General features: G+C 70.1%; 23 protein-coding genes. 5 read left to right on the top strand and 18 right to left on the bottom strand.

All coding sequences use genetic code 11. The features are described from left to right. Positions 1-4 precede the first annotated feature (4 nt). From ACFRU2_RS31965 to ACFRU2_RS31950, 4 genes are all read right to left on the bottom strand, one after another. A complete protein-coding gene (locus tag ACFRU2_RS31965; RefSeq protein ID WP_382978772.1) occupies positions 5-1,525 on the bottom strand; it encodes a potassium/proton antiporter in 1,521 nt (506 codons plus the stop codon). A 10-nt stretch (positions 1,526-1,535) separates the two neighbouring features. After that, a complete protein-coding gene (locus tag ACFRU2_RS31960; RefSeq protein ID WP_382978770.1) occupies positions 1,536-1,817 on the bottom strand; it encodes a DUF3040 domain-containing protein in 282 nt (93 codons plus the stop codon). Between the two features lie 21 nt (positions 1,818-1,838). Next, complete coding sequence (locus ACFRU2_RS31955; RefSeq protein WP_382978767.1) at positions 1,839-3,137, bottom strand: SLC13 family permease; 1,299 nt, start codon at positions 3,135-3,137, stop codon at positions 1,839-1,841. Positions 3,138-3,467: 330 nt separating this feature from the next. Continuing rightward, the gene (locus ACFRU2_RS31950) at positions 3,468-3,872 is read right to left on the bottom strand and encodes a hypothetical protein (RefSeq protein ID WP_382978765.1); all 405 of its coding nucleotides are present in this window, start codon (positions 3,870-3,872) and stop codon (positions 3,468-3,470) included. Between the two features lie 370 nt (positions 3,873-4,242). Between ACFRU2_RS31950 and ACFRU2_RS31945 the strand changes: the two genes are divergently transcribed. Beyond that, on the top strand, positions 4,243-5,034 hold the full coding sequence (locus tag ACFRU2_RS31945) for a slipin family protein (RefSeq protein ID WP_382978762.1): 792 nt from the start codon (positions 4,243-4,245) through the stop codon (positions 5,032-5,034). Between the two features lie 136 nt (positions 5,035-5,170). Here the strand turns inward: ACFRU2_RS31945 and ACFRU2_RS31940 are convergent, their stop codons facing one another. The 3 genes from ACFRU2_RS31940 to ACFRU2_RS31930 form a co-directional block, all read right to left on the bottom strand. Further along, positions 5,171-5,491 carry a hypothetical protein gene (locus tag ACFRU2_RS31940; protein ID WP_382978761.1) on the bottom strand — a complete coding sequence of 107 codons (321 nt, stop codon included), beginning with the start codon at positions 5,489-5,491 and terminating at the stop codon, positions 5,171-5,173. 437 nt (positions 5,492-5,928) lie between these two features. Then, complete coding sequence (locus ACFRU2_RS31935; protein ID WP_382978758.1) at positions 5,929-6,258, bottom strand: hypothetical protein; 330 nt, start codon at positions 6,256-6,258, stop codon at positions 5,929-5,931. Positions 6,259-6,362: 104 nt separating this feature from the next. After that, positions 6,363-7,085, bottom strand: coding sequence for an HNH endonuclease family protein (locus ACFRU2_RS31930; protein WP_382978756.1), 723 nt, complete (start codon positions 7,083-7,085; stop codon positions 6,363-6,365). Positions 7,086-7,402: 317 nt separating this feature from the next. Here ACFRU2_RS31930 and ACFRU2_RS31925 point away from each other — a divergent pair, with 317 nt between their 5' ends. Next, complete coding sequence (locus tag ACFRU2_RS31925) at positions 7,403-8,629, top strand: GDSL-type esterase/lipase family protein (RefSeq protein ID WP_382978754.1); 1,227 nt, start codon at positions 7,403-7,405, stop codon at positions 8,627-8,629. A 231-nt stretch (positions 8,630-8,860) separates the two neighbouring features. Here the strand turns inward: ACFRU2_RS31925 and ACFRU2_RS31920 are convergent, their stop codons facing one another. From ACFRU2_RS31920 to ACFRU2_RS31890, 7 genes are all read right to left on the bottom strand, one after another. Continuing rightward, complete coding sequence (locus tag ACFRU2_RS31920; RefSeq protein WP_382978751.1) at positions 8,861-9,196, bottom strand: ArsR/SmtB family transcription factor; 336 nt, start codon at positions 9,194-9,196, stop codon at positions 8,861-8,863. A gap of 176 nt (positions 9,197-9,372) precedes the next feature. Further along, the gene (locus ACFRU2_RS31915; protein WP_382978749.1) at positions 9,373-9,594 is read right to left on the bottom strand and encodes an alkylphosphonate utilization protein; all 222 of its coding nucleotides are present in this window, start codon (positions 9,592-9,594) and stop codon (positions 9,373-9,375) included. A 43-nt stretch (positions 9,595-9,637) separates the two neighbouring features. Further along, the gene (locus ACFRU2_RS31910; protein ID WP_382978748.1) at positions 9,638-10,048 is read right to left on the bottom strand and encodes an STAS domain-containing protein; all 411 of its coding nucleotides are present in this window, start codon (positions 10,046-10,048) and stop codon (positions 9,638-9,640) included. A 16-nt stretch (positions 10,049-10,064) separates the two neighbouring features. Next, the gene (locus ACFRU2_RS31905; RefSeq protein WP_382978746.1) at positions 10,065-10,490 is read right to left on the bottom strand and encodes an ATP-binding protein; all 426 of its coding nucleotides are present in this window, start codon (positions 10,488-10,490) and stop codon (positions 10,065-10,067) included. Next, positions 10,487-10,909: a pyridoxamine 5'-phosphate oxidase family protein gene (locus ACFRU2_RS31900; protein WP_382978743.1), complete on the bottom strand. Its 423-nt coding sequence runs from the start codon at positions 10,907-10,909 to the stop codon at positions 10,487-10,489. The genes ACFRU2_RS31905 and ACFRU2_RS31900 overlap by 4 nt, the downstream gene beginning before the upstream one ends. Next, complete coding sequence (locus ACFRU2_RS31895; protein WP_382978830.1) at positions 10,906-12,612, bottom strand: SulP family inorganic anion transporter; 1,707 nt, start codon at positions 12,610-12,612, stop codon at positions 10,906-10,908. Before ACFRU2_RS31895 ends, ACFRU2_RS31900 begins: the two co-directional genes overlap by 4 nt. 23 nt (positions 12,613-12,635) lie before the next feature. After that, positions 12,636-12,977: an ArsR/SmtB family transcription factor gene (locus ACFRU2_RS31890; RefSeq protein ID WP_382978741.1), complete on the bottom strand. Its 342-nt coding sequence runs from the start codon at positions 12,975-12,977 to the stop codon at positions 12,636-12,638. Between the two features lie 213 nt (positions 12,978-13,190). On the opposite strand from ACFRU2_RS31890, the gene ACFRU2_RS31885 reads away from it, so the two are divergent. Together ACFRU2_RS31885 and ACFRU2_RS31880 are read left to right on the top strand one after the other, a co-directional pair. Further along, a complete protein-coding gene (locus ACFRU2_RS31885) occupies positions 13,191-13,379 on the top strand; it encodes a hypothetical protein (protein ID WP_382978738.1) in 189 nt (62 codons plus the stop codon). Between the two features lie 250 nt (positions 13,380-13,629). Beyond that, positions 13,630-13,869, top strand: coding sequence for a hypothetical protein (locus ACFRU2_RS31880; protein WP_382978736.1), 240 nt, complete (start codon positions 13,630-13,632; stop codon positions 13,867-13,869). A 294-nt stretch (positions 13,870-14,163) separates the two neighbouring features. On the opposite strand, the gene ACFRU2_RS31875 is transcribed toward ACFRU2_RS31880, so the two are convergent. From ACFRU2_RS31875 to ACFRU2_RS31860, 4 genes are all read right to left on the bottom strand, one after another. Continuing rightward, positions 14,164-14,358, bottom strand: a complete 195-nt coding sequence (locus tag ACFRU2_RS31875; RefSeq protein ID WP_382978734.1) for a hypothetical protein — start codon at positions 14,356-14,358, stop codon at positions 14,164-14,166. Between the two features lie 87 nt (positions 14,359-14,445). Continuing rightward, the gene (locus ACFRU2_RS31870) at positions 14,446-15,141 is read right to left on the bottom strand and encodes a hypothetical protein (RefSeq protein ID WP_382978732.1); all 696 of its coding nucleotides are present in this window, start codon (positions 15,139-15,141) and stop codon (positions 14,446-14,448) included. Positions 15,142-15,295: 154 nt separating this feature from the next. After that, entirely contained in the window at positions 15,296-15,868 is a 573-nt protein-coding gene (locus ACFRU2_RS31865) for a DUF6245 family protein (protein WP_382978730.1), read from the bottom strand. A gap of 128 nt (positions 15,869-15,996) precedes the next feature. Further along, positions 15,997-16,428 carry a hypothetical protein gene (locus tag ACFRU2_RS31860; RefSeq protein ID WP_382978727.1) on the bottom strand — a complete coding sequence of 144 codons (432 nt, stop codon included), beginning with the start codon at positions 16,426-16,428 and terminating at the stop codon, positions 15,997-15,999. 247 nt (positions 16,429-16,675) lie between these two features. Here ACFRU2_RS31860 and ACFRU2_RS31855 point away from each other — a divergent pair, with 247 nt between their 5' ends. Further along, complete coding sequence (locus ACFRU2_RS31855; RefSeq protein ID WP_382978719.1) at positions 16,676-17,488, top strand: phosphotransferase; 813 nt, start codon at positions 16,676-16,678, stop codon at positions 17,486-17,488. Positions 17,489-17,703 lie beyond the last annotated feature (215 nt).

Below are 17,703 nucleotides of genomic sequence, written 5' to 3'. Positions count from 1 at the left end.
CATGTCATTCGGTGTCACCGCCGGCGGGTTCGGATCTGCCTTGTTCGCCGAGCCAGCGGGCGAGTTTGCCTCGGCGGCCCACCGCGCGCAGGCGCCGCTCGGTCGCCTGCCGGGTGGCTGGAGTGGTGACGAGGAGGAGTTCGTCGCCGGCGGCGAGGACCGTGTCGGGGCTGGGTACCTGGGTGACGCCGCCGCGGACGAGGAGGGTGATCACCGCCGGTGGCGGGAGGCGGAGTTCGAAGACGGCGACGCCGTTCAGGCGTGAGCCGGGCGGGATCGTGACGGTCAGCAGGTCGGCATCCAGGACGTCCAGGGGCGCGCTCTCGACCTGGATCTCCCGCACGGCCCCACTCCGGGCGATGTGCAGGAGGCGTGCGGCGGCGGGCAGGGTGGGCCCTTGGACGAGGGTGAAGACGACGACGAGGACGAAGACGATGTTGAGCAGGTGACGGGAGCCCTCGACGGCCGCGACGATCGGGAACGTGGCCAGGACGATCGGTACGGCGCCGCGCAGGCCGGCCCAGGAGATGAAGGCCTGTTCCCGCCAGGGGGTGCGGAAGGGCAGCAGGCAGGCGGCGACCGAGACGGGGCGGGCGATCAGCAGCAGGACCAGGCCGACTGCGAGGGCGGGCACGATGGCGGAGGACAGTTCGCTGGGGTCGACGAGCAGCCCGAGCATGACGAACAGCCCGATCTGGGCGAGCCATCCGGTCCCTTCGGCGAAGGAGCGGGTCGCCGCGCGGTGGGGCAGGCGCGAGTTGCCCAGGACCAGCCCGGCCAGGTAGGCGGCGATGATGCCGCTCGCGTTGACGAACCCGCCGGCGGCGAAGGCGATGATGCCGAACCCGACCGTCGCCAGCGGGTAGAGGCCCGTGGCCGGCAGGGCGATGTGCCGCAGCGCGGCCACCCCGATCCTGCCCACGGCCAGCCCCAGCAGACCGCCGACGACCAACTGGTAGACGACGTTGCCGAGGATCGCGGCCGGGCCGGGGAGGTCGGCGACGGCGGTGGAGAAGACCAGGACCAGGATGATGGTCGGGGCGTCGTTGAACCCGGACTCCGCCTCCAGCAGACCTGTGGTCTTGCGCGGCAGGGGCAGGGAGCGCAGGACTGCGAAGACGGCGGCGGCGTCGGTAGAGGAGACGATCGCACCCAGAAGCAGGGCCAGGTGCCAGTCCATGCCCAGGAGGTAGTGGGCGCCGGCACCCGTGACCGCCACCGACACGGCAACCCCGGCGGTGGCCAGCACACCGGCAGGTGCCAGCCGGCGCCTGACGTCGGGCCAGTGGGTGCTCAGGCCGCCCTCGACGAGGATGACGGCGAGGCCGGCGGTGCCCAGGGACTGGGCGAGCTGCGCGTCGTCGAACTCGATGCCGATCACGTCCTCGCCCGCGATCACGCCCACCGCGAGGAAGAGCAGCAGGCTGGGCAGGCCGAGCCGGTGCGCGGTGCGGGCGGCGGCGATGCTGGCCATGAGGACGACGCCGCCCACCAGCAGCACCAGGTACAGCTGCTGCAGCGTCACGGCACGCCCCCTAGGGCCTGCGCCGGCGCAGGCGGCGCAGACGGTTGCTGTCGAGGAGGTTGACCGCGAGCGCGGCCATGATCAGGCCGGCCGCCAGCAGCAGCCCGTGCGGGACCAGTACCCCGGTGACCACGGCGGCCAGGGCCAGCAGCAGGGCCAGCCAGGCCCGGCCGCGCCGGTACTCGCGGGGCCGTCGGGGGCGGCCCTTGCCCAGGCCGCGGGCGAAGCGGGGATCGTCGTGCCACAGCGCGGCTTCGAGGTCGGCGATCCGCTCGTCATCGGAGTCGGTCATGGCTTTGCCTCCTTTCATCGGTCAGGCGAGGGCGAAGTAGCGCAGCCACACATAGAGGCCGGCGATGGCAGTGGTGACGGCGGTGACGACCAGGCCGTAGCGGCTGAACTGCCAGAAGGAGATGTGGTGTCCGGCGCGCTCGGCGATGCCGACGGTGACGACGTTGGCCGAGGAGGCGATGATCGTGGCGTTGCCCGCGAGGTCCGCACCGAGGGCGAAGGACCACCACAACACCTGCGCCTGCTCGCCTCCTCCGGAGGCGGCGACGATCTCGGAGACGACTGGGCTGGTCGAGGCGACGAAGGGGATGTTGTCGATCACCGCGGACGGCACGATCGACCCGAACAGCAGGGCCATGGACGCCCCGAACAGGTTGCCGTCCAGTACGCGGGCGGCTGCCTGGCCGAGGTCGGTGAGGATCCCCGTCTGGACCAGTGCGCCGACCATCACGAACAGGCCGGCGAAGAATGCCAGGGTCTCCCACTCGACGTCCGCCGCGACCTTGCGCGCATCGAGCCGGGATACGGCGAGGAGGATCAGGCCACCGGAGATCGCGACGACCGACGGCTCCAGGTGGAGGGTGGTGTGCAGGACGAAGCAGGCCATCACGATCACGACGACGATGCCGCTGACGGCCAGAAGCCGGGCGTCGGTGATGGCGTCCCGCTCGCGCATGGCCATGACCTGCACGGCCCGCTTGGGGTCGTAGGTGAAGGAGCCGCGGAACATCCAGCGGGCCATCACCGCGAACACCACGATCAGCACCGTGGTGATGGGTGCCATGTGGAGCAGGAAGTCGTTGAAGGAGAGTCCGGCGCGGGAGCCGATCATGATGTTGGGCGGGTCGCCGATCAGGGTGGCGGCCCCGCCGATGTTGCAGGCCATCACCTCCGCGATCAGGTACGGCACGACCGGGACGCCGAGCTTGGTGCAGACCGCGATGGTCACCGGGGCGATCAGCATGACGGTGGTGACGTTGTCCAGCCACGCCGACAGGAACGCGGTGGCGAAGATCAGCAGCACCATCAGCCGGTAGGGGCGGCCGTGCGACCGTTTGGCGGCCCAGATCGCAACGAACTCGAACAGGCCGGTGCGCTTGAGGACGGAGACGATCAGCATCATGCCCAGCAGCAGGAAGATGACGTCCCAGTCGATCCCGGCCACATCGGAGAAGAACGCGTGCTCCGGGCTCGTCGCGCCGATCAGCAGCATGACGACCGCACCGCCCAGGGCCGCGGCCACCCGGTGGACCTTCTCCGTGGCGATCAGCACGTAGACAGCCCCGAACACCGCCACGGCCAACCACGCGGTCACGCTCATGGCGGACCCGCCCGGCAGATGCGGGGCTGGTGCGGAGACGGGGGCGGGGTCGTCATCGGCGCGGCTCCGTTCACAGGTGCTGCCGCGAGCACCCGCGCCCCACAAGGGCTGCCCCGAACCAAAGGTGCTCCGGATCCCCACCATCACCTGGCGCCCCCGCCCGGCGCATCGGGGCCAACACCCATCTTCGCCACCCCGGCAACGGAGGACCTCCCCCGCACCGGCCCCGATTGCGAACTCTCACGCCGGCAGTCGTTGACGGTCCGCGCGTTCACCACCAGCCTGTAGCCGACCCCGGTGCCGGCCACCGGGCGGCTGCAACGGCGAACCTCAGTCCTGCGGGTTCACGCGGGCTTCTTCGCCGTGCGCCAGATGGTCGAGGACCTTGGCGTACACCGTGGTCGCCGCGGCGGTGACGGTCGCAACGGTCGCCAGCGCGAGGATGCCCAGGAGCGAAGGCCACTGCCGCAACTCGTCGCTGCGGCAGACCCGTTCCTGGGGCAAGGGCTCAACGAACGGGCCCCTGCACAGACTGCGGGACCCCTGGTACGACGACGCCTCGGGGCCGTAGTCGGCGAACAGCAGGAAGGCGAAGCATCCCCAGATCACCAGGGCCAGGAGCATCCACGCGATGGACCACCCCTCGATCCGGCGCGCGTCCCTGCCGGTCTTCCCGGCCTGCCCCGGTGCGGTACCTGCGGGAGCGGCTTCCACAGCCGCCTCGTCGCCCGCCATTCTTCCTCCTCTTGCTTTCAGCGAGTGCCCGTCAGTTCATCACACCAGCCTGCGTATCCCGGCCTGCCGTCCCCTGCGCTCCACGAGGGCCGTACCGAACAAGAGGGACTTCAGGATCCCACCATCGCCTAACACCCCGACCCGGCGCATCGGGGCCAGCACCCATCTTCACGGCCCCTGACACCCGTCCTGGTGGCAGGCAGCACGCACACCGCCCCGGCGGCACGGCGTACGTGATGTCCTGTCGCCGCACATGCCCGCCCTCGGGCCCCGAGCCGGCCTCCGGGGTTCCACCCGGCATGAGGGTCAAAGGATGGCAAAGGGGGCATATCCAGGAGAGGGAGGCCGTGCTGGAGGGAGATGGTTCGCCATGGTCCAGGAACTGCTGACCGCGCTGGCGATCACCGGCGTCGCAGGCCTGCTCTATCTGGCAGCGGCGGCCCGGGTGGTCCGGCAATACGAGAGGGGTGTCGTCCTGCGCTTCGGTCGCCTGCGCGGCCAGGTCCGGGGGCCCGGGTTCGCCATGATCATTCCGGTAGTGGACTCGATGCACAAGGTGAACATGCAGATCGTGACGATGCCGGTGCCCGCCCAGGACGGCATCACCCGCGACAACGTCACCGTCCGGGTGGACGCCGTCATCTACTTCAAGGTCGTCGACCCCGTCGACGCGATCATCCGCGTCGAGGACTACCGATTCGCCGTCTCCCAGATGGCACAGACCTCACTGCGGTCCATCCTCGGCAAGAGCGACCTCGACGAGCTCCTCTCCAACCGCGAGAAGCTGAACCAGGGCCTGGAACTGATGATGGACAGCCCGGCAGTCGAGTGGGGCGTGACCATCGACCGGGTGGAGATCAAGGACGTCTCCCTCCCGGAGACGATGAAACGGTCGATGGCGCGCCAAGCCGAGGCCGACCGCGAACGCCGGGCCAGGATCATCAACGCCGACGCCGAACTCCAAGCGTCCAAGAAGCTGGCGGAGGCTGCCGCTGTGATGTCCGACCAGCCTGCCGCCCTCCAGCTCAGGCTGCTGCAGACGGTCGTCGCGGTCGCCGCCGAGAAGAACTCCACCCTCGTCCTGCCCTTCCCCGTCGAACTCCTGCGCTTCCTCGAACGGGCCACCCCCCAACAGTCCGGACCCCTTGCCCACCACGTCTGAAGTGGCGCCGCCCAGGCCCCTCATGGCCGGGGAGCCGTCGCTGGGGGAGGCGTCCTTGGGCACCGGGCGGTTTCGTCTGCCCAGCCCTCGCCCAAGTAAGGGGGCGAGGGCGCCGACGTGCGGCGGGGCTCCTGGTCTAGCTGGCCCCCATCGGGGTCCAGCTGACCGTTGCGTGGCTTTCCTCGTCAGCGGTGTACGTCACCCGGACCTTGGAGCCGGAGGGGACCGGGATGGTCTCGTTGCTCTGTGACGTGATGGTGCGGGTGTCCTGCTGGCCGCCGGCGTCGGTGATGACGACGGTCACCGTGGCGGCGTGGTGAGACTCGGACCGGAGGGCGACGGCCAGCATGCCGCTCCCCTTGACGGCCTCGTTGTGGGTTGTCGATTCCGATGAGTCGATCCAGATGCCCGGCTCGCCCAGGACATCTACTCGGCCGTTCGTTCTGAGATTGGACATGGATCTCCAAGTCGGTTGCGTTCGGTGTTCGGTGTGCTTACGCGGCCGGTTCGAATTCGACTGTGGTCTTGGGGCGTGCCTCGGCGAGCTGGGCCAGGGCCGCCAGTTCGCCAGCGTCGACGGTCAGACGCCAGCGCAACTTGTCTCCGGACCACTCGGCCACGTACCGGCACGTCACCTCGGCGTACGGGAGCCACTCGGCAGGGTCCTTGTCGGCCTCGCTGCGGTTCGAGCCGACCGTGACAGCGACGAGGAAGGTGTCGGCGTCGAGGTCATGGACGTAAGCCTCACGCCTCTCAGCAGTCCACTACGATGCCCCAGTTGGCGGGGGGCGTCATTCAAACCACGGGGTATTCGGGCTGTCCGTGGCGAGGCTGCGGTGCAGCTTCGTCGCCGCCCCCCGGCGCCGTTCTCACCGACATGAGCGGTGTCGGCCCTCAGACGCTGTCGGGCAGTCCGCCTGGCAGTTCCGCCCCGTTAATCTCCCGGTACATCTTCTGCAGGTGGGCGAGGTCTGCCGGGAAGAGGGATTCGATCACCGTCGGGGAGGGCTGGCCCGCCGTGCCCAGGCGTGTGATCACCAGACTGAGGAGCACCACGCCCAGATACGACGGGTTCTCCCGTACCCGCGGGTCTACCCGCGGGGTCAGCTCATCGTTCTCGGTGGCCAGGCGCATCACTCCCTCCCGGTGGGTGACACCAGCCGGATCGGTGTACCCGTGGGGAAGGGTGAACGCGAACTCCCGGGGCGCTGCTGAAAGACTCATGACCACTCCTGCATCGACGAAGTACGGCACCAACTGACCGGCGGGCCACCCGCCGGGAACGGGGAACCGGCCAGGCGCGGGCCTGGACCGCCCCGTCACGGCGATCACGCAGCCGGCTCGTAGACGACCGTGGTGTTCGGGCAGTCCTCCGCCACCCCGAGGAGGGCTTGACGTTCCGCGTCGTCCGCGGCCAGGGACCAGCGCAGCTTGGTCGCGGTCCACGTGGCCGCGTATTGGCAGTGGTAGCCGGCGGCGGGCGGGAGCCACTGAGCCGGGTCCTTGTCCGCCTTGGACCGGTTCGACTTTGCCGTGACCGCGATCAACGTGTCCGGGGAGGCTTGGTCGTTCGCGTACGCCTCACGGCGGGCCGCATCCCACGCAAAACCGCCCGAATCATGCACTTCGGCTAGTGGGACAAAATGATCAACGTCAATTCCTGCCGCATCGGTCATCGTGACGTCGTCGTACGGGCTCAGCCACACCCCGCCCGACAGCTTGCAGCCCGCAGTGACCTGCGGCGCCTCAAGCGCCTCGGACAGGATCACCTCGCGGCGGGTGTCACACCCATCCCCGAGATCCAGGCCCCGGTTCCAGTGCTTGTACAGGTCCCGCTTGTAGCCCTCGCGCTGCTCGTCGGCGACGGGGATCCGGTCGATCGCCTCGAACAGCGGAAGCGGTGCACGGACTCCGGGAGCCCCGGCGACCCCGAGCGCGGCAGGCACGGCTGCCTGTGCGGTGGCCGCGTGCGCGGCGGGAGCGGTGGCGAGGAGGGGCAGGGCAGCGAGAGCGAGAGCGGGGAGACCACGCTGGAGGAAGTTCTTGATCACGCAGTGGTTGTAGCGGTACCCAGGACCCGGTGGACAGATAGTCGATCCCCAACTCACCCGCACGGCCGCCCGCAATCACCGCAGAAACGATCAAGCTTTGCGACGTGGCGGCAGCCCTCATCGCACGGGCAGCCCAGCCGGGCTGGGCACGAAATCCCGGTCCACCGTGATCTCAGCTCTCGGGCCACCACCCTGCGCCCGAAGGCCGACAAGCCCGGCACCGTACGGGTGATCTTCGCGGGGCGGGAGGTTCGCAGGGGAGAGCCAGCCCTCAAGATCACATCACAGGGGGGATTCCAGCGAGAGGGACACCGCCCATGAAGTCAGCCATTCGCCTGTCCGCCCTGCTCTGCGCCCTCGCGGTCGTCCCCGCGACGGCCGCGATCGGCCCGGCCCGTGCCGCGGCGGCAGCCGACGAACCTCTCTACGCGGTGAGCATGGGCGACTCCTACATCGCCGGCGAAGGCGCGCGGTGGAGCGGGAACGCCGCGGGCCGCAAGAACAACGGCGGCATCCCCAAGGAGTTGTGGGACAAGACGGACCGGGTCGTCACCGACGGGCTCGCCCTCGATCAGATCTACGCCCCAGAGGACCTGTTGAGCGACGACACGACACCCGGCTGCCACCGCTCGGATACCTCGGAGATCACCGCGGTACGGGGTACGTCCTTCGGCTCCGGCACCATCAAGAAGGTCTTCAACCTGGCCTGCTCCGGCGCGACGACCGACGACATCCTCACCCGCCACCACAAGGAGCAGCCACCGCAGATCCAGCAGCTGGACGCACTCGTCAGCCGCAACCCCAAGTCGCTGGCGTTCGTGGTGATCTCCATCGGCGGCAACGACCTCGACCTCGCAGGCGTCATGGCCAAGTGCGGCGAGTCCTGGAAGGCCAGCGAGTACTGCTCGACCAACACGGCCATCACCGGCCCGCTCTACGAGAACACCCGCACGTTGAAGACGAAGGTCACGATCGTCATCGACAAGGTCAAGGGCGTCCTCAAGGAACGCGGATCGAACGCCAAGATCATCCTCCAGTCCTATCCGCACCCGCTGGCCTCAGGCGAGGCCGCCACGACGCCGCAGAGCGACGAGAACAGCTGGGACCGCTGGAGCACCTACGGCTGCCCCTTCTACAACAAGGACCTGCTGTACCTGAGCAAGGAGGCAGGCCCAAGCCTCACGATCACGCTGAAGGACACGGCCAAGAGTTCCGGTGTCCACTTCCTGGACCTGTCCACCGCCCTGGAGGGGCATCAGGTCTGCAGCAAGGACGCACGCCAGACCGGCTACGCCGATGACGGCAGCATCTACGTGCCACCGGCCAACAAGTCGGAGTGGGCCCGCTACGCCGCGCGGACGGAGATGACCGTCAGCATGAAGCAGGAGGTGTTCCACCCCAACCAGCGCGGCCAGCAGGCCATGGGCAACTGCCTGGGCCGTTTCACGCTCCAGATCGACAGGTCGACGAACGGCATGACCGCCAAGTGCACCGGCGGCCCGGGACTGGCCCCGGGAGAGATGACCCTCACCCTCGAGAAATGAATCCCCCACACCGTCGCGCCTGTCCCCGCCGGGCATCGGGACCCGCTCGCCCCACGGCCCTGACGGCCAGGGCGACGGGGCCGGCGCCCGTCCCCGCCGTGGCGGGAGGCGGAGAGAGATGAGGGAGCGGCCGTCTTCCGGTGTCAGAAGCGCGTTGAACCCGCACTAACGGAAGACGGCCGCCGTATTGGGGGTGCGGGCCCCGCAGGGCCGGCACCGTGAGCCACCCGGTCAGACGTGACGGCCGGCCTTGAGGTCGGCCAGCAGTTCGGCCTGGCCCTCCAGCACGCCGGAGAGGATGCCGCGGGCCACCCGCAGGAGCTCGGCGATCTGCGGGTGGGTGAGGCTGTAGAACACGTTCGAGCCTTCGCGGCGGGTGACCACCAGGTTGGCCTTGCGCAGGACGGCCAGCTGCTGGGAGAGGCTCGCGGCCTCCACCCCGACCTCGGGCAGCATCTCGGCGACCGCATGCTCGCGTACGGACAGGAGCTCCAGGACGCGGATGCGCACCGGGTGCCCCAGCGTCTTGAAGAACTCCGCCTTCAGCTGGTACAGCGGCGTGCTCACCTGCGTACCCCTGCCTTGACTGGCCATCTCATCCACCCGGAACCGTTCCTTCGTAGAGGCATCCGTTCGCCCCTCTTCACACCTTGTGACCTCCACAATTGCAGATCCCTGCAACTCGCGGGACCCGGCAGTGCACCTTCGTGACGTTCGGCCCCCCAGGGCGGGTCCTTCGCCGGTCAGGCCTTCTTGAGGAACTCGGTCTTCAGGACCAGGCCCTTGACCTTCTTGGTGTTGCACTCGACCTCGCCGGGGCGGGAGGTGAGGCGGATGTTCTTGACCAGAGTGCCGCGCTTGAGGGTCTCGGAGGTGCCCTTGACCTTCAGGTCCTTGGTCAGGGTGACCGAGTCCCCGTCCTCCAGCACGGTGCCGTTGGAGTCCTTGAAGATGATGTTGCTCATGGTGCCGGTGTCCTTCGTCGTTCTTGTGGATGGTCGTGCTGGTCTAGATGAGGGCGGGTTCCCCGGGGGACTGCTCGGTGGGCCAGTCGTCGGTGGTCCACTGCTTGACCGTGCCGTGAGCGCCGTGGGCGGCCAGGGCGGCGGCGAGGTCGCAGTGGACCGGGACGGGCGGGCAGGTCGCATCCGGGACGAGAGAGCCGTCCGCGGGGATCGCGGCGAGCTCGAGTCTGCGCCCGCTCTCGCCGAGGCGGCGGGCGGCCTGGGCGACGGCGATCTGCCCGCCGGCCGACCAGCCCAGCAGACCGGTCAGGTCAAGGATGACCGGGCCGGTGCCCCGGGCGAGCGCCCAGCCGATGGCGCCGGTGAACCGGTCGGTGGCGTCCGCGCCGAGATACCCGGCCAGGGACAGCACGCCCAGGTCCTGGCGGGTCGTGTAGCGCCATTCGATCGTCATCGTCAGCTCCTCGGCTTCACAGGGGAAGGGTGATCCAGATGGCCTTGCCACGACCGTCCGCATCCGCCCGTACGACAGCGGTGCCGCCGAGCTCCATCGTCATCTCGACGACCATGGCCAGGCCGCTGCCCGGTGCAGAAGCCAGGGCCCCGAACAGGGCGGGCTGGTACGGGTGGCGGTCGTGGACGGCGAACGCGAACGCCCCCGGCCCGTGCGCGAAGGTGACCGTGATCATCGGGGACGTCACGGCGGCGTGGCGCACCGCGTTGGTGACCAGCTCGGCCACGATCAGCAGCGCCGGCCCGACACTTGGATGCCGAAGCCCCACCCCGCACTCCACCAGGACCAGCTCGGTGGTCTCCCGGGCGATACGGACGGCCGACCCCATGGCCGGCACGTCCAGCACATGCCGGTAGGGCATCGTCTCGACCTGGACGCTCACCGGCCCGCCCCCGTCACGGTGCGGGCCAGTCGGAACCCGGACACGGACTGCGGGTGCAGGCGTAGCAGGGTGTCGTGGGGGCCGTGGGCCCAGCCGGGCAGGGTGCGCCGGTAGTGGGCGGCCTCGTCCGGGTCGGCGATGACGTCGGCCGGGCCGTGCGCACTGACCGTCCAGCCGGTCCCGGCCGGGCTGCGGATCTCATCCACCTGGTAGGTCAGCAGCGCACGGCCGGGGATCGTGGCGGCTTGTACGGGGGCTCGGACGACGAGGCGTCCGTACTCCATCACGTGTGCGGCGGGGCGGACGACGGCCATCTCCCGCTGGATGTAGACGAGCCGGCCTTGGGCGGATCCTTCGAGGAGCCACAGGGCCTCGGTGCCGGAGACCTCGATCATGCGCAGGTCGGCGGGGACGGTCATCGTGCGGCCTTCCGGATGCGGTGCGGTCGGTGATGCGTACGGGGCAGCAGGCCCGCCTGCTCCAGATGCTTACGGGCGCCGGCGATCGCCTCCGGCGTGGTGGCGTACTCCCGGCCCTCCAGGCGCAGCAGCTCCAGGGCGCCGACGGCGTCCAGGGCCTGGCGCTGGCCGGGCCGGATACCGGAGGTCATCACGGCGATGCCGCGCCGGTTCAGCTTCTCCACCGCGTCTTTCAGGACGAGGGCGCCGGTGGCGTCCAGGGTGGTCACCCTCGCCATGCGCAGGATCACCACCCGCACGTCGGAGACCTCGGAGAGTTCGAGGAGGAAGCGGTGGGCACCGGCGAAGAAGAGGGGACCGTCGATGCGGTAGGCGACGATGTGCTCGGCGAGCAGGGCGTGTTCCTCGTCGCTGTGTTCGCCGGGCAGGTCCGGGCGGAAGTCGACCTGCTCCATCCGGGCCTGACTCGCCACCGCCTTCAACGCGAGGGCCCCCGCGACGACCAGGCCGATGATCACCGCGTACACAAGGTCAAGGACCAGAGTGGCTGCCGCGGTCAGGACGAGGACGACAGCATCGGAGCGGGTCGCCTTCGCCATCGCGCGCAGCGAGCCGACCTCCACCATCCGGATCGCCGTCGCCAGCAGCACCCCGGCAAGCGCGGCGAGGGGGATCTTCGAGACCAGGGGGGCTGCGGCGAACACGATCACCGCAAGGACCAGGGCGTGGGTGAGGGCGGCGAGCCGGGAGGAGGCGCCGGTACGGACGTTGACCGCGGTCCGGGCGATCGCGGCGGTGGCCGGGACGCCGCCGAACAGCGGGGCCGCCAGGTTGGCGATGCCCTGCCCGAACAGTTCCTTGTCCGGATCGTGCTTCTGCCCCACCGTCATCCCGTCCGCCACGGTCGCCGACAGCAGCGACTCCAGCGCGGCGAGCGCCGCGACCGCGACGGCCGGGGCCAGCAGAGATCCAAACGCGGAGGCGTCGAGGAAGGCCAGGGAGGGGGCGGGGAGCCCGGAGGGAAGGTCACCGATGGGGGCCGCCGCGTCGAGGTGGAAGAGCTGCGCGATCAGGGTCGCTGCGATGACCGCGACGATCGAGAACGGGACCGTCGGCTTCCACCGGGCGCCGGCCAGCATCACCGCCGCGACACCCAGCGAGAGGCCGATCGCCGTCCAGTTCGGGAAGGCCACGCACTCCACGAGCGCCCGCCACGCCACGAGCAGGACCTTCTCCCCCTCCGGCTTCTCGACGCCGAGGGCATTGGGTATCTGCTGGAGGCCGATCACGCAGGCGATCCCGAGGGTGAAGCCCTCCACCACGGGCGCCGGCACGTACCGCATGTACTGCCCGGCCCGCAGCAGGGCGAGGCCGATCAGGAGCACGCCGGCCATCAGGCCGACGGTGAGGACGCCGCCGGGTCCGTACTGGGCGACGATCGGTACCAGGACCACGGTCATCGCACCGGTCGGTCCGGACACCTGGAGGTTCGACCCGCCGAACAGCGCGGCGAGTGCGCCCGCGACCACGGCCGTGGCCAGCCCGGCCTCCGCGCCCAGGCCGGAGGAGACCCCGAAACCGAGGGCGAGGGGAAGGGCGACGATCGCCACGGTGAGACCGGCCAGGAGGTCCCGGCGGGGGCTGCGGGCCATGACCGCGTAGTCGGCCCGGGCGGGCAGGACGGAGCGGATGCGGCCGAGCATGGCCGTCAGGGCGGTGTGCACGCTCACGACGCCGGGACCTCGGACTCGCGCAGTTCCTCCAGCAGCTCGCTCTGCCCGGTCAGGACCTCGGTCAGGATCCGCCGCGCGGCCAGCATCAGCTGCGCGACGTCCCCGCCCGCCAGTTCGTAGACAACGGTCGCGCCGTTACGGGTCGAGGTCACGATCCCCGAGCGGCGCAGGACCGCGAGCTGCTGGGACAGGGCGGAGGGCTCGACCTCGATCGCGGCCAGCAGGTCCCGTACCGGCATCGGCCCGTCCTGCAGCAGCTCCAGAACCCTTATCCGCACCGGGTGCCCGAGCATCCGGAAGAACTCGGCCTTCGCCTGATACAGCGGAACCGGCACGGTCTCGCACCCTTCTCACCACCCCGAGCGGGGCAAACGCCTGGCGCTGTGCCCGCGGCTACCTGCGGACACAGCAATCACAGCATGTATGAAATTGCAGACTTCTGCAATTCGCAGATGCTGCGACCGGCGCCGGCCGCAGGAGTACCGTGCGGGAGGGACCTCGCCGCAACCCCCGTCGGCGAGGTCCCTCCCGGTCCGACACAGCCCCTGATGCACCGCCGCTTCAAGGACGCCGCCCGCAAGGCGATCAGCGAGGATGCCCGCCGGGACGCCGGTCAGGCCCTGTTCGGGGTTGTGCAGGAACACCAGGTCCGGCTCCCTTCCGAGGTCCCGCACGGCCAGCTCCACTCCCCTGCGCAGACGGGCTGGGTCGAGGGAGTATCCAAGGCCCGGAAGTAGCCGAACTTCGTGGAGATCACGAACTTCGGCAGCAAGTCGCAGGCGGTCCTGGCGAGCGTCTGATGGGAAAGGTGCCCGTGGTACGGGGCAGCGGTGTCGAGTCCGTCCACTCCAAGGTCCAGCGCCGCGGTCAGGATGTCGCGGCGGCATCAGCGATGCGGCCAGGGTGGCCGCTGAGCAGCAGGGTCAGTGCGGGGTAGGCCTTCGCCGTGAAGGTGATCTCCTTGCCTGCGGCCAGGACGTCCACGGCGTGCTCGTGTCGCTGGATGGCTGGTTCGAAGTCCGCCACGCACACGACGGCTTCGGGCAGGCCGCACAGGCCAGCGGCGGGGAGGTGCCGGCATGTGCGGCGCTCTCGTTCTCGGGCGTCGAGGAAGTCCTGCGGGCTCAGCTCCCCGGCCCTCCGGGCCACGGCCTGGGCCAGGGCGCGCTGCTGGTGCTCCCACCCGTCGGGGGATGGCTGCGACGGGGGCTGCGCCGGGTGGTCTGAGTTGTCCGGCCAGGCCAGGCGGCTGCTGGTAGCCGGACCGCTCGCACCGGGCCAGGAAGGCGCTGCTCAGGCCGGATGCCGGATCCACCCGGTGGAGAAGCAGCCCGGACGCCCATGATCCCAGGACCGTGTGCCGGCCCTGGGACCCGAGCCGGAGTGTCCGCCCTCAGCCTGGCCGAGTCCCCCACACCGAGTTCGGCCCGTAGGGGGTGCTGTGGCGCTGGTTGCCGGCGAGACGCGGCTCGAGTCCCCGCCTGACTGAGGTGAGCGGCGGGGAACGCCGCTCGGGCGCCATCAGCCGAAGGGAGAGAAGGTGCCCGCTCTTTCGCCTGCCTGCCAGACGGACCGTACGGCGCTCCAGTCGAGAGCCTGCTGGGACTGGCGCAGTACCTGCTCCGCAACGGCCCGGGTCTCGGCCAAGACGTCGCCCCTTTCCAGGACCAGCCGGTTGTAGATGGGCGAATGGTCGGTGCTCTGCGAGGTACTCATAGCTCCGATCCTCCCCACTGACCGGTGATCTGTCAGGCTCACCACAACTCCGAAGCCCACAACCCCGGCTGGCAAGCTAGGTCAGCGTTACTCTGCCCGGTGGCGGGCCGCGGTGATGGCTCGGTGGCTGCGGTGCGGGGCTATGCCGTACTCGGCTGGGTCGCTTCCCACGAGCCGCGAGTAGAGGGTGCGGATGCGCTGGTCGAGCACGAGTGTGAGGTGTCGGCGCTTGCGGCCGCGGACTGCGGCGATGGTCTGCGTACTGGTTGCCAGGTGCTGGGCCAGGAAGCTCGTGGGCCAGCCTCGTTCCGACAGGGTCTGCAGACACGCGGCGGCCTTGTCCGTCCCCACCAGTCCGGGAAGGCGGTGACGGTGGCGGTGGCGGGTGGACGCTACGGCCAGGGCGACGCCCAAGATGGCGTCCGCGGTGGTGCGGTGGATGTCGGGCCCGCCCTCAGGCTCGCGAAGGATGCGCCGCACGAGGGTGACCGAGATCCCGGAAAGCGCCGCGATGTCCCCGGCCGATAGGCCACCGACCTCCCGCAGCCCGCGAGCGTGCGCGGCGGCCTGTGATGCGGGGATGCGGGCGGGGCGCCCGGCCCGCAGTTCGCTGGTGCGCCGGGCGCGGTCCCGTCTCGCCGCGGCCTTGCACACCTCGCGGGTGCACCCGTAGTCGGCGCAGGAGGGACTGCCGTGACGGACCCGCGAGCGAACCGGCCGGCGACCGCTCCTGCTCTCGACACCAGCGGTGTACCCGACCGTACTCACAAGGGATGGGTTCATGCCGACTGGACCGTTCTACTCGCGCACACTTCACCCCCACTCTAATTCCAGGCCGACACGGCTTAGATGAACGCCCGATCAGCCATTGCAGGCCACCTCACCCCTTCCGGGGGCGTGTGGCCGCGGGTATCTTCTCCAAAGGCCATGAGGCCAGCTACATGCCGACGCTGGCGAGCATGTCGAGCAGGATGTCCGTGTTGGCGATGGCGTTCTCCAGCGCCTCGCGCGCTTCGCGGAGCTGTCCGGCCTGGGCGGCAAGCGTTTCCACCTCCCCGGTGGCGACGGCGGCCTGGCTCGCGCCGATGACGCCGAGGAGGGCCTGCAGGGCCGTCGCGGCGTGCGCGGCCGCGACGGGGACCGGCCCGGTTTCCGGATGCTGTGCCATCAGCCGGAGCGGGGTGCCGATGCGCAAGGCTTCCCATCGCAGGAACTCCGCCCGCTGCGCTGGGTGGTCGACTCCGGCGCCGGCCACGCGCAGCTGCTCCTCCCACACGGCGAGCTGCTGCTCATGGTCCAGGCTGACACCCTCCGCGAGGATGGCTTGGCCCTGGACGACGCCGAGGAGGCTATTGGCGAGGAGGGCACGGTAGACGTCAGGGCCGCCGAGCCGGGCCGCCTCATCCTTGTGCTCGGCGGGGGTGTTGTCGCCCGCGTACGCGCCGAGGGCCGTCAAGGCCGCGGCGATCTGTTCCACCGTCGCCGGGGTCTGCTCGTTTTGGTTGCTCATGGGCGACACGGTAGCGACGGTGGCTATCCAGCGTCCGGGTAGCCGGGAACTGTCCACCCCCAGGTGATACAGCGGGGTAGTCGTCGCTCAGCGTCGACGAATTGCCTCTTGGGGTCGCCAGTTCCCCCCTACCTCGTGGCCGAGGTGCGCCTCGTCGAAGGAGCCTGCGCCGCGGCCGTCACCTGGTCCCGTGTCCAGCTGGCAGGCGCGATCGGAATCGGTACCCCGAGGGCCACAGCCGCGCGTCGGCATGCCGCCCTCACCGCGACCAGTTCGGCCCGCACATCCACAGCCACCGACTCGTCGGCACCTGCCGCGGCACGGGCGGCCGCCTGGCGCAGCTCACTGCGGGCGGCGTCGCCGTCGCCGGGCAGGACGGTGCAGTCCGCGGCGTCGGCGACCACCGTCACGAGCACTGCCACATCCCTAGGAGCGTGCGCCCGGTCGCGCACATGCACACCGAGCAGCTGGGGCGCCCAGGAGGCCAGCAGGTTGCACGTGTCCTCACAGGTCCGGGCAACCCCGTCGTCGGTCGGCGCCCGGACGACCTTGTCGTCCATCCCTTCATCGTTGCGGCCGCCACCGACAACCGACGCGTTCGCGCAACATCTGAGCCACCACCCCCGCAGGCAGCGGCACCGCTGACCTCTGATCAGCGGTGCCCCAGCAGGCGGCGGCGCGCGGCACCTGCTCGGCCAGACCGTCTGACGAGAGCAAGCACTGGCAACTGTGCTTCCCGTGGATGGGCCCGCCGGAGGCTGCCGCGTAACTGGCCTCGGGCTCGTCGGGATCTGCGATGCTGCTCGCATGGTCACTGCGCGCCTGCACTGGTCGGATCTTCCCCAGACGGTCCGGGACGAGATCGAGGAGAGGACCGGGCCGATCCAGCATGTGCAGACCGTCTCGGGCGGCTACAACTCCTCGATCGCCGTCCGTCTCGATACCGGCAGCGGAACGATCTTCCTTAAGGGGCTGAGCAGCACCCATCCGAGGGTCTGGACCCAGAGCCGGGAGGCGGCCGTCGCCCCCTACACCCGGGACCTCGCCCCGCCCCTGCTCTGGCACATGCAGAGCGGCGGATGGGACCTGCTCGCCTTCCGCTTCCTCGACGGGGGCCACCACGCGGACTACTCGGCGGGCTCCCCCGACCTTCCACTGCTGGCCGACACGCTGACCTCCCTCGCCCAGATCCCCGCTCCCCCGATCGAGTTGAAGGACGCGTCCAGCCGCTGGGCCTCCTACCTCCCGGACCCGGAGATCCGGTCCATGCTCGGGGGCACGCATCTCGCCCATACGGACTTCAACCCCGAGAACGTCATCATCACGGACGGCAACGCTGTACTGGTCGACTGGGGCTGGGCGTCCACCGCGGCGCCGTGGGTTGACTCGGCCTTGTGCTGCATCTGGCTCGTATCCACCGGCCGGCAGTCCCCGGCAGCGGCTGAGCAGTGGGCGGCGCGAATGCCGGCCTGGCGGACCGCACCCCCGGCCGCCTTGGACGCGTTCGCGCAGGCCAACGCCCGGCTCTGGGCCTCGATCGCCGATCAGAACCCCGGCCTCTGGTCGACGGCACTGCGCGAGGCCGCGCGCCGCTACGCGGAACACCGCAACGGCGTCTGACCCGTACCACTGAGCTGACGGCCAACGGGTGCCGGGCACCTTCACGGACTCCGTCCGCTATCTGGGAGTGCGCCCACTGCACCGGAGCCGCCGCTCCCTGATCAATGGCGGGCCGACCTCAGAGCGTTAGGGCCCGGCGGTGCCGGGGCAAGCTGCCCGTACGGTCCTACGCTGCGCTTCGGACCGTACGGTTTCCCCCACCCTCCCTGCTCTTC

This window comes from Streptomyces sp. NPDC056883 (assembly GCF_042788835.1).
GTDB lineage: Bacteria > Actinomycetota > Actinomycetes > Streptomycetales > Streptomycetaceae > Streptomyces > Streptomyces stoeckheimensis.
This window is presented reverse-complemented; position numbering and strand designations above follow the sequence as displayed.